Raw genomic sequence first — 14,925 nt, forward strand, 5'->3', positions numbered from 1 at the left:
TAGGTAAAAACTATATTATTCACTGAACCATTGAGGGTCGCCTGCACGGTTCTTGAATAAAGCGTCTTTAATTTTGAAATTACCGTTTTCAGGATCTTCAAAGAGTTCGGCAGATGTTTTGCTATATTCGGTGCACATCGCTTGTGCCTCACTGTGCCATGCGCAATCGGTGGTATACCAGTTGTCGGAGGTCTCTTTAACGATACCCTTTATGCTACATAGTTTGTTTTTGGCATCGCTGCTACCACAGTTGGCGAATAAGCAATTTGTGATTCTGATATCATGTAGTTCCACTTTGTTTGCATCAATGAAGTGTTTTCCACTTTTTTGATCGCAAGCATAGAATGTACATTGATCGATATTGAATGTGATAGGATGCATTGTATTTTTTGCTGTTAGTGTAAATGTCGGTCCGTCGGTAGCTGCTACATTATTGAATGTACATTTACTGATATGAATGGAATTCAGATTTCCCGTCATGTCTTTAGTGTTGATGACACCATACGAACCGATTTCACTGAAGGTGGTATTAGTAAACTCTATACTATTGATGGAGCAATCCACACCGCCGCCTTGCACACGCAATATACCACGAGTTTTGGATACGTTGCATTTGTCGAAAGAGATGTTTACATCCGTTGTCATGGCATCCTGATTAATCATATAGTCGCCACTCTTACCGTTGTTGTAGAGGTTCATGTTATAAAACTTGATAGAAGTCGTATTTTCTGTGGCTGTCACTTCTTTGGGCTTGAAGTTAGGCTGTGTCCCACCGGAGGCGCCCCAGAAGATAATTGCATTTACCGATGCGGGAATGCTGAGTTTTTCCGTACGTTCGAAAGTGCTTCCAGCAGGGAAGACGAGTACTACATCTCCTTGTTGTTCGGCAAGAACCGCATCAATATCATCGCCCTCTTTCAGGTTGGCTATGTTGTATCCTTCCGGAAAGTCTTCTGTTGTTTCAAATTTACAGTTTCCTCTCAACTTCTGATTGTTATAGATAGAAACTTTGTAAGTGGTGGCAGCTTTGAGTCCTGTCAACGTAGCTTGACCAGCATTCTTCTCGTTGGCGGTGATGTCGCGGCGTGTCTCCTCTTCGGTAGATTCGATGAGGAAGTGGGTAACGTCCACTCCTGCAGTCCAGTGGATGGTGGCGTTCTTGCTGGTCACGTTGCTGCTGCTTTCGATAATTTGTTCGCTCTTCGTGGTGAAAGTGCCATCCTCCAAAGTGCACCATTTAGACGGTTGGGCAGATTCGGAACAGGAACGCAGACGCAAGTAATACGTCGTTTGCTCTTCTAGTCCTGTGATACTGTAAGGGCTGCTTGTAATGCCTTTGTCTTCTCCGTAGATGATAGAGCCTTCTTGCAGTTCGTCATTTGTAAATTCGTTTTTATTTACCTCTATGATATAGTAGTCGGTGTTGGGAGTTGCGTTCCAAATAACCTCTGCTTCGAATGTTTGGGGAGTAACCGCAAGATTGTTGCTGCGGAATAAGCGGTTGTATCGTTCGTCCGAACTCCAGTCATTACTTTTGTCGCAAGACGAAAATGAAATAACTGTTAAGCAAATGATGCTTAATAGCGTGTGTATATTTGTACTAATTTTCATAATAATCGTTTTTATCAATTAGAATCCGTATGAATTGGCTAATGTTCCGTTTGATTCTGAAATCGTTTTACTACCTAGTGGAATCAAATGCCTGTTTTTTACGGTCTTGTTCAGACCTGTGCTAACATAGTCCGTTAATCCCGAAAGGTTGGAGTCGTTGGAGGTGCTTCCGTCCTCTTTGAACACTTCTTGCTTTGTAGTTGCGTCTTTCTCTATCTTTCCATTTGGGAAAGTTCCCCAGCCCGGAACGTATTTCCAGTTGGGATCTGCGGCGTTCTTTATGGCATTCTTGACATCCAATTCGTTATTGATTTCGCTGACAAAGGAGGGATATTCATACCAGCAAATACTACTCATGTCGATGGAATATTCATCATCGGCTTTCATCTTATAGAATATGTATTTGGGAGCTATGGTAGTGAGTTGGCGGTAGTCTTCTTTGAATTGGTCGATCTTCTTAGAGAGTAATCCCCAACGAATCAAGTCATATTTGCGGACACATTCTCCGGCAAATTCCCATGCGCGTTCATCCACAATGGCGTTGAAGAAATCGTCACCTGATGAGATAGCAGCTACATACGCTTGTGCATTGGCTTTGTTGTCGAACGCGCGGCTGTGAACTTCTGTCAGTGCGGTACGGGCTGTCATGGCAGTTCCACCCAATGGATTGGCTGCATCAGCTCCATACAGTTCGTTCATAACTTCAGCATACATTAATAGTATGTCGGAATAACGCATTGCAATCCAGTTGATGCCATATCCAATTTTTGCATCGCTCGCACGGACAGCATTCAGCCATTCGTCGTTCATTTTGCGGATGTCCCATTTTGCTACATAGATACCGAATGGGGCGTTTTTCTGCATATTTTCTTTGATGTGCCCGTTTTCTTCTTTGAGTTCATAAGTGGCACATGTGATGTCACGACGCAGGTCAGAGTGGTCGAATGACCAGAAGAACGGAGCGGTTAATTTCACTTTTCCGCTTGAGTTTCCTTTAGCACCGTAGTAGCTGCTTGCACCGCTGATTCTCACGCCAATGGTATATCCCATTTCTCCGGATTTATTCAGACCGTGTGCTACTTCGTATAGGTTTTCTTTATAAGTATTGTCCAATTTCCGCTGGTTTACTTGGAACCATTGGTCTGCATACGAAGGATTCAACTTGTGTACACCGCTTCCAATAACAGCTGTCAGATGTTTCAGTGCACGTTCATACAACAGTTTTCTTTCTGCTTCTCCTGGGCGTTGGGTAGGGTATGTACCGTCAGAGCCGGCAAGTGTCTCATAGCCGGGTTTGGAGGATTCGCGGATACTGTAGCCGGCTTTGGCAAGGGCGATGCGGGCGAACAAGCCGTGAGCAAAACCTGCAGTGGCATGTTCGGTCGTATAGCCGGATTCGCCTGCCCAAGGGAGATAGTTTGCAGCTTCTTCCAAGTCGCTCAGCAATTGTTCCATGATGTCGTCTCGGTCGCTTTTGGTTACATATAAATTGGAACCGTCTACCTTGGTCGTTTCGAATTTCATTGGCAGGTCTCCATAGTTTTTTACAAGGTCGAAATAGACCATAGCACGGATGGTGAGTGCCTCACCCAAGAAATTAGCCATCTTGTTGCGTGCCGGATTTCCTTCTTGGAACAACTCGCTAGAACGGATTCCTTCTACGACAAGATTGGCGTCTTCAATAATGGCGAAACAGTTTTTCCAGTTGTCATCCAGTTTTGACCAGGAACCGCTGATGCTTTCTCCATTGTAATTACCTAAAGCGCGCTCACTGGATTCGGTGAAAGAAGCCGGTTTGTTAACGTCGGCATCTACTAGTTCAATATCTGTATTGAATCCGAAATTCAGAGGGATGCGGGCACCATAAGTATGGTCGAGGGTAAGCCCTGCATATACTTTGTTCAAACTTTGTTCTGTAAAAGTAAGCGAGTTGAAAACCATGTCGCCTTTGATTTCGGAAGGAGAGCTTTGATCTAAGAAATCGCTGCAAGAGGTGATGCTCAGTAACCCCATTCCTCCAATGATGTATTTTATAATTGATTTCATATATGTATCTGTTTTAGAATGTAACATTTATACCACCTACAAATGAACGGCTTTTAGGATAGGCCGAATAGTCTATGCCCGGAGTCATAGGTGTTTTGCGACAAGTGTCTACTTCCGGATCGGCACCGGAATATTTAGTGAAGCAGTAGAGGTTGTATCCTGTAAAGTAGATACGCACATTCTGCATTTGTAGTTTTTGTACGAAAACTTTCGGCAATGTGTAACCGATGGAAATGTTGTTGACACGCAGGAAGGCACCGTCTTCTACAGCCCAGTCCAAAAGTGGAATCTGTGTGATGGAAGCTGGGTTGAATATGCTGGCACCGGCATTTATTTCATTTAGACGGTTGATGGCATAGTCGCTTCCAAATTCGTTGATATAGCTTTTGGAAGTCATGTCCATTCCGTTGGCAGGGTCAATCCAAGTGTAACGTTTGCTAAGGTTGAATTCATTGTTCAGATTCCAATCTTTTTTTGTGTCACTATAGAATCCGGAAGCAAGTTTGGTAGCGTTGATAATTTTGTTTCCCAATGAATAGTTAAAGAATGCACTTAAATCAAAGCTCTTATATCGTGCATTGATACCGAAACCGCCAGTTATTTTCGGGATTGTATTTCCAAGGCGTTCTTTCTCGATTTTACCATCTGCATTTGCTTTCAGTTTGGGGGATCCAGGACCGAAATTATTGACTTTCATGCCCGATTCCGTCGGATTGACACGTCCTTCCTTAAGTTTCCATCCATTATCCCAAGTAAAGTCTTCTGTGGTATAGAAACCATCTAGTTTATAACCGTATACTTCACCCAGTCTTCCACCTTCTTCAATTAGGAAATCATCGATACCAGCGATTAGACTGCCGCCCCAGCCACTGCTTTGCCAGATTTTATTTGTAGGCAGTTTGTCAATTTTAGCTTGATTATAAGAAATGTTGAAGTTGAAATTCAGACCGAAATCTTTTTGGTCGACAAGGATAGCGTCTAAAGCAAGCTCAATACCTTTGTTAGAGGTTTGACCGAAATTCTGATATTGGAACTCATAACCAGCTCCTTTGGGGAGGGTAGTTTGCATCAACAAATCTTTGGTCGTGTTCCAGTATGCATCTAAGCTACCGGAAAGGCGTCCGTTCCAGAAGCCGAAATCCAAACCTATATTACGAGTGAGCGTTGTTTCCCATTTCAAGTTCGGGTTGGACAAGTTTTTACCTCTTTGCAGAACCACGCTGCTTGTATTGTTGAAATAGATATGTTTGTCTCCCGAACCTGCCAGTGAGTAAGTTGTTTCTAGCGACCCGGAGGGAATCCGATTGTTTCCTGCCGTACCGATGCTTAAACGAAGTTTTAAGTTGGAAAGCCATTCTTGGGAGTTTCTCATGAAAGCTTCGTCGGATATACGCCATGCTAAAGCCAGTGAAGGGAAGTATCCCCATTGATTGCCGGAGGCAAATTTGCTGGAGCCGTCTGCACGCATGGTGAAAGTCATCAGGTATTTATCGTTAATGGTGTAGTTGATACGTCCGAAAAAAGAGAGCAAGTTGTCTTTGATACCAATGTATGTATCTGTGGGAAGTGCCTGACCTTGTCCCATATTAGCAAGTACTTCTTTTATTGACATGTTTTTAGGGAAACCGACAGATGTCATTGTTGTTTTGTGGTCGTAGCTGCTGGATACTTCATGACCTAACATGACATTCATTCTGTGGTTCAAATTGAACATTTTATCGTTATTATATGTAACAGTATTGGCGTTTCTCCAGTTCTTGTTGATAAGTTTGGTTAATAACGCTTGGGGCATTCCCGGATTTCCATATTTACTGTTGTTTGTAGCTTCCACCCCCCATACTTGGTCAGTATTATTGTATTTCCATCCATATCCGAATTCGCTTCTGAATTTAAGTCCTTTTACGGGTTCCCAGTTCACTCCGGCATTGTAGTTTTGCTGGAAGCGGCTAACACGTTTGTAAGTCGCGTTCAATATTTCGATAGGCGTGTAACGTGCGTTATTAACGTTTTCATCATCGTCACTGCCGCCACTGATTAATTTTTCAACAGGAGCAAATACTACAGAGCGTGCATTTACAGAAGTGGTTGCACTTGATTGATTGTCGTCTGCACCGCTTCCGGTTCCTTTTACTTTTTGATAGGATAAACGGGCATTGAAGTCAAATGTTAGCCATTTGTTGATTTTTGTATTTATTTTAGCATTGATGTTGTCTTTGGCAAAACCTGAGTTCAACATGATACTTTTTTCGTCGTTACGTGAATAACTGATATTGAATTTGGTATCTTTGTTTCCACCACTGACACTAATATTGTATTGTTGTTGATTACCGGTGCGACCAAATATTTCTCCTTGATAGTCGGTGTCTGTGTATGATTTATAAATCTCCAGATCGTCAAAGGTGCCATAATTAAAACTTTTTTGGTCTAATTCTTGTTGCCACATCACAAACTCATACGGATTGAGTACATCGACCATCTTGGTCACTTTGCGCAAACCGTAAGATGCACCGAAGTTTACCTGCACCTTACCTTCCTGACCGGATTTAGTAGTAATGATGATAACACCGTTTGCACCACGGGCACCATAAATAGCAGTAGAAGAAGCATCTTTCAATACATCTACCGATTGAATATCTGTTGGAGCAATATCAGAGATACTTGATACGGGAAATCCGTCTACGATATAAAGCGGTGAATTGTCTTGAGATAGAGAACCGCCACCACGTACGCGGATTTTTACGTCTGCATCAGGAGAACCTTCAGTCGTTGTGATAGATACACCAGCCATTTTTCCCTGTAATGCTTCTGATGCAGAAGATACCGGAATGGCAGCTATCTGTTTGGCACTAACGGAAGATACGGAACCAGTCAAATCCTTTTTTGCAACGGTTCCGTAACCAATTACCACAACTTCGTCCAATGCTTGTGTATCATCGGAAAGAGTGACATTAATTTGACTTTGTCCTTTTACAGCAATATCCTGAGTTTTCATTCCGATATAAGAAATTGTAAGGGTTGCTTTTGAAGGAACCTTGATAGAATAGTTACCATCTAAATCAGTAATTGTACCATTGGTAGTATTACCTTTCTCTACTACAGAAGCTCCGATGATCGGTTCTCCTGTTGTGTCTTTCACATTACCTTTTACGGTAATTGTTTGCGCTGATACGCCAAGCGATATCGCTGCAAATAGCATTAGCAGCCAACTGCGCATGTTTTTCACTTTGTTAGACATTCTTTGCATGTTTATTAATTAATGGTTATTGTTTTGATTCTGTACTCACATTTAGAGTTAATTCCTCGGTACAAAAGTATATGAATGTGAATATAGATATGTGCAATATTTGTTTTTCACCTAGTATTTTTTGTTTTTTAATAGCCGGCAGGCATTTTTAGAATAGTTTTAAAACAAAAAATACACATGCTAGCTTGAAAAGCCTTGTTTTATCGATTTTAATGATTTGGAAAAACAAAATTTGAACAAGACTTTTCTTTATCCTGCCTACTTTTGCCCTCATTAATCTAATAATGTATGAAAATGGATATAATTCTAAGTAAATGGTGTTTGGCCATTTTGTTTGCTTTTGGAATCCTGGCGTGTACTGATGGTAGTGACGCAAATGAATTGCCTAAAGAACCTGAGGGGACTGGAGAAACTCAAGATGAAAAGATACCAGCTTTTCCTGGGGCAGAAGGACATGGACGCTACACAACCGGTGGGCGTGGTGGCGATGTATATATTGTTACTTCATTGGAGGACAAGTTACAGAACGGAACTTTACGTTATGGTATTGAGAAACTAAGCGGAAAACGTACAATTGTTTTCCAGGTATCCGGAACTATTCATTTAAATGGTGATTTAAAGATTAAGAATGGAGATTTGACCATTGCAGGCCAGACGGCTCCGGGGGATGGTATTTGTTTGGCTGGTTATCCGGTTTTCTTGGAAGCAGACAATGTTATTGTCCGTTTTATGCGTTTTCGAATGGGAAATAAAGAAGATGTCAGTGCAGACGGAGCCGACGCCTTTGGCGGCCGGTATCATAAAAATATAATGATTGATCATTGTTCTATGAGTTGGTGTACTGACGAGTGTGTTTCTTTCTATCAAAATGAGAATTTTACACTGCAATGGTGTCTTATTTCTGAAAGTCTGCGTTTAGGTGGGCATACAAAAGGTCCTCATGGCTATGGTGGTATATGGGGAGGTATGAAAGCTTCTTTTCACCATAATCTATTGGCACATCATGATAGCCGTAATCCTCGTCTAGGTCCTGGAGTTAATTCGACAAAAGAGAATGAAATTGTTGATATGCGTAATAATGTCATTTATAACTGGTGTGGAAACTCTTGTTATGGTGGAGAAGCCATGCATGTAAATATTGTGAATAATTTTTATAAGCCGGGGCCTGCCACTCCTACTGGTACTTCTAAACGTGGACGTATTATTGCCATTGACAAAAAAGTGAGTGATTCGGATAAGAAATCATATCCGGCCATTTTTGACACTTGGGGAGATTTCTTTATCCAAGGAAATGTGGTGGATGATGGGCAAATTAATGGTGCGGCTGATTACGATCGTTGTATGAAGGCTACAAAGGATAACTGGGAGTACGGAGTTTATAATCAGTTTGATAAAAAGTATGGAACGTTGGATGAAGGTACAAAAAAAGCTCTTAAACGTACCACTCCTGTAGAAACAGGTACTGTTACCACTCATGATGCTCGTACGGCTTTTGAGCGTGTTATGGATTATGCAGGTTGTTCTTTGCACAGGGATAGAGTGGATGAACGTATTGTTCAGGAGACTCGTACCGGGACTGCGAACTATCAGGGAATGAACGAGCACAATGGTCAGGGAGTTGTTGAAGGTATTGATTGGAAAAGCGTGGGGTATCCAAAGAAAGGTATCATTGATAGTCAGGATGATGTGATTCCTGTTGGAGAATCTTCAGCATGGCCTGAATTGGTACAAGGTGTTATTCTGAAGGATTCGGATAATGATGGTATGCCTGATGAATGGGAAAAAAAGTATGGTTTGAATCCGAATGATGCTTCTGACCGAAATGGTAAAACAGTAGATGAGGAAGGAACATATACAAATCTGGAGATGTATATGAATAGCTTGGTACAAAAGATTGTTGAGGAACAGAATAAAGGAGGAGTACAATAAATAAATTTGGTGTATTTTTGTATTATTCCATAAATAAAAATATGAATATGAATTTGATCTTTCGTTGTCTAACCGTTTTATTAACTCTGATCGGAAATGAGGCTGTTTTTGCCTTTTCTGGTATTGGTAACACTCTTGATTTTGGAGAGTTGGCTGCTTTTCCCGGAGCAGAAGGATATGGACGTATGACTACAGGCGGACGTGGAGGTGAAGTGTATATTGTTACTTCTTTAGCAGATGATGGGATGCCTGGCACTTTACGTTATGGTATAGAAAAGTTGGATGGTCCTCGTACTATCATTTTTCAAGTGTCCGGTACAATATTTCTGCATAAAGACCTAAAAATACGGAAAGGGAATTTGACCATTGCGGGACAAACTGCACCGGGAAACGGTATATGCATAGCGGGTTATCCGGTGACAAATTATGCTAGTAATGTAATTCTCCGTTTTTTACGTTTCCGTATGGGTAATAAAGAATGTGTGCATCCTGACGGTGCAGATGCTTTAGGAGGAAAAGGGGCAAGGAATGTGATTATAGACCATTGCTCTATCAGCTGGTGTACAGATGAATGTGCCTCTTTTTATGAAAATGATGATTTTACTATGCAGTGGTGCATTATTTCTGAAAGTCTTAGATTAGGTGGACATACCAAAGGTCCTCATGGATATGGAGGAATTTGGGGAGGTGAACACTCTTCTTATCATCATAATTTATTAGCCCATCATGATAGCCGGAATCCCCGTTTCGGATTAGGAGCTAAGGTACGTAAGAATGGAGAATGTGATGGTGATTATGTCGATTTTCGCAATAATGTGATCTATAATTGGGGTATGAACAGTTCGTATGGTGGTGAAAGGATGAATATTAATATAGTGAACAATTATTATAAACCTGGTCCTGCAACGGTGACAGGCTCTAAACGTGGACGGATTTTTGCTATAGATGCAACAGAAAATAGGAATGGGGGGTATCTGTGGGGAAAGTATTATATCGATGGTAACGTTGTAGATGGAGGGGCAGATGATAAAAACAGCCAAAAGGCTACAGCTAATAATTGGGAATATGGAGTTTACAATCAATTTTCGAATAATTATAAGAAAGTAGTTACGCAAAAAACTAAAGACTCGATTCGATTGGACAAACCTCATGAATTTGCATCGGTAACGACACATTCTGCTTTCAATGCTTATAAACAAGTGTTGGATTATGCGGGGTGTTCATTACACCGAGATGATGTGGATGCACGTATTGTGAAGGAAACACGTACGAGAACAGCTGGATATAAAGGTTTGAATATTCATAATGGAGAAGGAGGTATTTGGAAAAGTGAAGGATATCCGAAACCAGGATTGATAGATAGTCAGGATGATTTGCTCTCGTTAAATACTTCGGAAAATGTTTCCGCATGGCCAGTTCTTTTACAGAGAAGTACCTTGATTGATTCTGATAATGATGGTATGCCTGATGCATGGGAGAGAAAATTCGGATTAAATCCTCATGATGCTTCTGATGGCAATGGAAAAACGATAGATAAATATGGCCAGTATACAAATCTGGAAATGTATATGAATAGTTTGGTGCATGACATTATTGAAAAACAAAATAGCGGTGGAAAAAAGTAATCTGCAAACATCGTATTAAGAATTATCTTTATCAGGTAAGATACTTTATAGTCAGTTTCACCGGTTTTTATCCGGCATTCATCGGAATTTATACCGGAAATCAACAGAAAAGGCTGTAGAAGCAGTGAGAAATGATGTATCTTTGAACCATTAATCAATTAGTAATAGAGACAATGGAAGAGAAACAAAAATTTCCCACTGCTACAGGCTTTTCCGGTAAAACACTGATAGCTTCGCTTTTTATCCTTTCCGGGATTCTGCTGTTTGCCCGTAATATGGGATGGATTACATCTGAAGTCTTCGATATGATCGTATCCTGGCATTCACTCCTTATTATATTAGGTATATATTCTATAATTCGCCGCCATTTCATCGGTGGAATCATCCTTTTGTTGATAGGTGTGTATTTTTTGATTGGAGGGCTTTCATGGTTGCCTGAAAATTCGCAGGCAATGGTATGGCCTATCGCTCTGATAACAGCAGGTGTCTTATTCTTTTTTAAATCCGGCAAGAACAGGCGGGGGCACTGGGCGCACCATCATGCCATGCAGCACCGTCAGAAGTGGATGAAGATGCATCAGGGACAACCCGGCATGAACTTTGAAAGTGAACAACAGCAGTCAGAGTCAGTAGATGGTTTTCTGCGTGCCGAAAATGTTTGGGGAGCTGCCCGTCACGTGGTGCTTGACGAATTGTTTAAAGGAGCTGTCATTCGCACATCTTTCGGAGGAACGACGATTGATTTGCGCCATACCCATATTGCACCCGGAGAAACATACATAGATTTGGATTGCAGTTGGGGAGGAGTTGAGATATATGTCCCTTCTGACTGGAAAGTCGTGTTTAAATGCAATGCTTTCTTTGGAGGATGTGATGATAAACGTTGGCAGAATGGAAATATAAATAAGGAGAGTGTATTAGTAATTCGGGGAACACTTTCTTTCGGAGGCTTGGAGGTTAAAGACTAGCGTATGAAAGCACATCCGATTATAGAATCTCCTTTTCGTTGGATTCCGATGCTGGTGCTGGCATTGATTCTGGTTGTATTCCAAGTAGCTTTAGTCTGTGGATACACCGGAAACGATTATCTTCCCGCTTTGGTAGATGGAATAGTAACGATCGGTTGGTTGGCGGCTATCGCCTATCTGGCATGGTTTGTGGTCGGTCTTGTCTCGTTGTTCCAGACGGATGTAATTATGATTATCGTTGGAAGTCTGCTTTGGCTGGCAGGAAGTTTTATGGTCTGTGACATAATGGTGAGAATTGTAGGAGTGTCCTATGTTCCTTTTGCGCAGACAATCCCTTTCCGGTTATTGTTCGGACTACCGGTTTTAATTGCCATTACTCTATGGTACCGCTTGATAGTCACAAAAGAAGAAGTACAAAATCAGGAAATGGAAAAAGAACTGGCTGTACATCAGGTGAATGTGGCTGAACAGCAGAAAGAGTCAGCCATGGAATGGGTAGATCGTATTACAGTGAAAGACGGCTCCCGGATTCATTTGGTGAAGGCAGACGAATTGATTTACATACAAGCATGTGGAGATTATGTGATGCTGATAACCCCCACAGGCGAATACCTGAAAGAGCAGACTATGAAGTATTTTGAAACTCATCTCTCTCCGGATACATTTGTTCGGGTGCATCGTTCTACGATTGTGAATGTTACGCAGATTTCCCGGGTCGAGCTTTTTGGAAAAGAAACCTATCAGTTATTATTGAAGAATGGAGTGAAACTTCGGGTTAGCCTTTCCGGCTACCGGTTGCTGAAAGAACGGTTGGGGATATAAAATCTGTTTATTCTGATTTTGTAATATACTATCACTACAGCCCTGTTATAAATGTTTCATCTAGCAGATCGGTTGGGTAATAGTATTGATCTCGCTTCTTTGTTTTGGAAAAGTGAAATGAATAATATTCGTTAAAAAAATCCTCTTTATAATCTTATTCAGAATATAAAGAGGATAATTTTATTGACAAGAGTTGCATGGGGTATGGTGAGATGAAATCATAATTGGGGAATAATTGCACAAGACTTTCACAAGTATCCTCCTGCCAATGCCTAAAATCATTACAAAGTTAATTAAATAGTTTTTTGAATAGCAATGTTTATTAATTTATCTTATGGAATTTATGAAATTTTTAATATATTGAAGATATTTTGTGTCAACTTTCCATAACTCGCTGATTTTGCTTATGTTTGTAGGTAAAATAAAGAAAGAAGTGAATGAACATGTCTACGCAGCTATTATATAATGATTTTCCTACTTTTTTGCGGAAATATTTTCCTTACAAGGTACAAAAGATTTCATTGAACGCAGGTTTCACTTGTCCTAATCGTGACGGAACAAAAGGATGGGGCGGATGTACATATTGCAATAACCAGACTTTTAATCCGGATTACTGCCGGACAGAGAAGTCTATCACTACCCAATTGGAAGAAGGTAAATGCTTTTTTGCCCATAAATATCCGGAAATGAAATATTTGGCCTATTTTCAGGCTTATACCAATACGTATGCCGAACTGGAAGGCTTGAAGCGTAAATATGAAGAAGCGTTGACGGTAGACGGGGTGGTCGGATTGGTGATAGGTACACGCCCCGATTGTATGCCGGAGAGTTTGTTGCGTTACTTGGAAGAATTGAACAAACATACTTTCCTTATGGTTGAATATGGGATCGAGAGCACTTGTGACGAAACCTTAAAACGCATAAACCGGGGGCATACTTATGCCGATACGGTGGCAGCCGTCCGACGGACAGCTGGCTGTGGCATCCTGACAGGCGGACATATCATCCTCGGACTTCCGGGAGAAACGCATGATACGATGGTGGCACAAGCGGAAATACTTTCCGACCTGCCTTTAGCTACACTCAAGATCCATCAGTTGCAATTGATTCGTGGTACACGAATGGCGCATGAGTATGATGAAGCTCCTGATGGTTTTTATTTGTTTAACGAGGTGGAGGAATACATTGATCTGGTGATTGATTATGTAGAACATCTCCGTCCCGATATAGTTGTGGAGCGTTTTGTTTCCCAATCTCCTAAAGATTTATTAATAGCTCCGGACTGGGGATTGAAAAATTATGAATTTGTAGCGCGTTTACAAAAAAGAATGAAAGAAAGAGGTGCTTATCAAGGTAAGAAGTATAGGGATTCGGAAAAAAGGATTATTTTTGCAGACGATAAACTTACCACTGAATAAATAGCTGTTTGAGCGGAATATAGATGGTGGAAGAAATATAAATGGATTTGAAGAATGGAACATAAAACAAGAATTAAAGGAAATGTCCACTATGTGGGAGTGAATGACCGTAACAAGCACAGATTTGAAGGGATGTGGCCATTGCCCTATGGAGTTTCATATAACTCTTATCTGATTGATGATGAAATGGTGGCATTGGTGGATACGGTAGATATTTGTTATTTTGAAGTCTACTTGCGTAAGATCAAGCAAGTGATTGGAGAACGTCCCATTAATTATTTGATTATAAACCACATGGAACCGGATCATTCGGGATCTATCCGACTGATTAAGCAACATTATCCGGAAATTATTATTGTGGGTAACAAGCAGACCTTCGGTATGATTGAAGGTTTCTACGGTGTAACCGGCGAACAGTATCTGGTAAAGGAAGGTGATTTCTTAGCTTTGGGACATCATAAACTGCGTTTTTATATGACTCCGATGGTGCATTGGCCGGAAACGATGATGACTTTTGATGAAACGGACGGCGTTCTTTTCTCCGGCGACGGATTCGGATGCTTTGGCACTGTAGATGGCGGATTCCTGGATACGCGGATCAATGTGGATAAGTATTGGGGGGAAATGGTTCGTTACTACTCTAACATCGTAGGCAAATACGGAAGCCCCGTGCAAAAAGCTTTGCAAAAATTGGGCGGACTACCTATTTCTGCCATCTGTTCTACACATGGACCGGTATGGACAGAGAATATTGCCAAGGTAATTGGTATCTATGACCGTTTGAGTCGTTATGATGCAGACGAAGGTGTTGTTATTGCTTATGGAAGCATGTATGGAAATACGGAGCAAATGGCGGAAGCTATTGCTGAAGAGCTTTCGGCACAGGGTGTTAAGAACATCGTCATGCATAATGTGACAAAGAGCCATCCTTCTTATATTATAGCGGATATTTTCCGTTACAAGGGATTGATTATCGGTTCTCCTACGTATAGCAATCAGATATTCCCGGAAGTGGAAGCGCTGCTCTCAAAGATTCTGTTGCGTGAGGTGAAAGGGCGCTATTTGGGTTACTTCGGTTCTTTCACATGGGCAGGTGCTGCGGTGAAGCGTCTGGCAGAGTTTGCGGAAAAGAGCAAATTCGAATTGGTCGGTGATCCGGTGGAGATGAAACAGGCAATGAAAGACCTGACTTATACTCAATGTGAAAACCTGGCACGTGCCATGGCGGATCGTTTGAAGAAAGATCGTTAAAACTGTGAATG

Annotated in this window: 9 protein-coding genes; 6 read left to right on the forward strand and 3 right to left on the reverse strand. The window is 41.3% G+C overall.

Features of this window, described 5'->3' with window-relative positions; genetic code table 11:
* Positions 1 to 15: 15 nt before the first annotated feature.
* The 3 genes from LPH68_RS03750 to LPH68_RS03760 are packed head-to-tail and all read right to left on the reverse strand — an operon-like array spanning position 16 to position 6,892.
* Positions 16 to 1,611, reverse strand: coding sequence for a fibronectin type III domain-containing protein (locus tag LPH68_RS03750; protein ID WP_015532384.1), 1,596 nt, complete (start codon positions 1,609 to 1,611; stop codon positions 16 to 18).
* Positions 1,612 to 1,629: 18 nt separating this feature from the next.
* On the reverse strand, positions 1,630 to 3,657 hold the full coding sequence (locus LPH68_RS03755) for a RagB/SusD family nutrient uptake outer membrane protein (RefSeq protein WP_055234949.1): 2,028 nt from the start codon (positions 3,655 to 3,657) through the stop codon (positions 1,630 to 1,632).
* Positions 3,658 to 3,670: 13 nt separating this feature from the next.
* On the reverse strand, positions 3,671 to 6,892 hold the full coding sequence (locus tag LPH68_RS03760; RefSeq protein WP_015532386.1) for a TonB-dependent receptor: 3,222 nt from the start codon (positions 6,890 to 6,892) through the stop codon (positions 3,671 to 3,673).
* A 297-nt stretch (positions 6,893 to 7,189) separates the two neighbouring features.
* Between LPH68_RS03760 and LPH68_RS03765 the strand changes: the two genes are divergently transcribed.
* The 6 genes from LPH68_RS03765 to LPH68_RS03790 all read left to right on the forward strand — a co-directional run bounded on the left by LPH68_RS03765 (position 7,190) and on the right by LPH68_RS03790 (position 14,914).
* Positions 7,190 to 8,830, forward strand: a complete 1,641-nt coding sequence (locus tag LPH68_RS03765) for a pectate lyase (protein ID WP_151923405.1) — start codon at positions 7,190 to 7,192, stop codon at positions 8,828 to 8,830.
* Positions 8,831 to 8,877: 47 nt separating this feature from the next.
* A complete protein-coding gene (locus LPH68_RS03770; RefSeq protein WP_008642165.1) occupies positions 8,878 to 10,455 on the forward strand; it encodes a polysaccharide lyase family 1 protein in 1,578 nt (525 codons plus the stop codon).
* A 173-nt stretch (positions 10,456 to 10,628) separates the two neighbouring features.
* On the forward strand, positions 10,629 to 11,423 hold the full coding sequence (locus LPH68_RS03775; protein ID WP_120144438.1) for a LiaF domain-containing protein: 795 nt from the start codon (positions 10,629 to 10,631) through the stop codon (positions 11,421 to 11,423).
* 3 nt (positions 11,424 to 11,426) lie between these two features.
* Positions 11,427 to 12,245, forward strand: a complete 819-nt coding sequence (locus LPH68_RS03780; RefSeq protein WP_004312817.1) for a LytTR family DNA-binding domain-containing protein — start codon at positions 11,427 to 11,429, stop codon at positions 12,243 to 12,245.
* Positions 12,246 to 12,682: 437 nt separating this feature from the next.
* A complete protein-coding gene (locus LPH68_RS03785) occupies positions 12,683 to 13,663 on the forward strand; it encodes a TIGR01212 family radical SAM protein (protein WP_192923094.1) in 981 nt (326 codons plus the stop codon).
* Positions 13,664 to 13,717: 54 nt separating this feature from the next.
* On the forward strand, positions 13,718 to 14,914 hold the full coding sequence (locus LPH68_RS03790) for an FprA family A-type flavoprotein (protein WP_008020770.1): 1,197 nt from the start codon (positions 13,718 to 13,720) through the stop codon (positions 14,912 to 14,914).
* Positions 14,915 to 14,925: the final 11 nt, after the last annotated feature.

Source organism: Bacteroides sp. 1_1_30, assembly GCF_020982715.1.
Classification (GTDB): Bacteria; Bacteroidota; Bacteroidia; order Bacteroidales; family Bacteroidaceae; genus Bacteroides; species Bacteroides xylanisolvens.

What these genes read in the sequence shown, in the direction of transcription:
- LPH68_RS03780 (WP_004312817.1), top strand. Translation starts at nt 11,427, where the DNA reads ATGAAAGCACATCCGATTATAGAATCTCCTTTTCGTTGGATTCCGATG.
- LPH68_RS03765 (WP_151923405.1), top strand. Translation starts at nt 7,190, where the DNA reads ATGAAAATGGATATAATTCTAAGTAAATGGTGTTTGGCCATTTTGTTT.
- LPH68_RS03790 (WP_008020770.1), top strand. Translation starts at nt 13,718, where the DNA reads ATGGAACATAAAACAAGAATTAAAGGAAATGTCCACTATGTGGGAGTG.
- LPH68_RS03775 (WP_120144438.1), top strand. Translation starts at nt 10,629, where the DNA reads ATGGAAGAGAAACAAAAATTTCCCACTGCTACAGGCTTTTCCGGTAAA.
- LPH68_RS03785 (WP_192923094.1), top strand. Translation starts at nt 12,683, where the DNA reads ATGAACATGTCTACGCAGCTATTATATAATGATTTTCCTACTTTTTTG.
- LPH68_RS03750 (WP_015532384.1), bottom strand. Translation starts at nt 1,611, where the DNA reads ATGAAAATTAGTACAAATATACACACGCTATTAAGCATCATTTGCTTA.
- LPH68_RS03770 (WP_008642165.1), top strand. Translation starts at nt 8,878, where the DNA reads ATGAATTTGATCTTTCGTTGTCTAACCGTTTTATTAACTCTGATCGGA.
- LPH68_RS03755 (WP_055234949.1), bottom strand. Translation starts at nt 3,657, where the DNA reads ATGAAATCAATTATAAAATACATCATTGGAGGAATGGGGTTACTGAGC.
- LPH68_RS03760 (WP_015532386.1), bottom strand. Translation starts at nt 6,892, where the DNA reads ATGTCTAACAAAGTGAAAAACATGCGCAGTTGGCTGCTAATGCTATTT.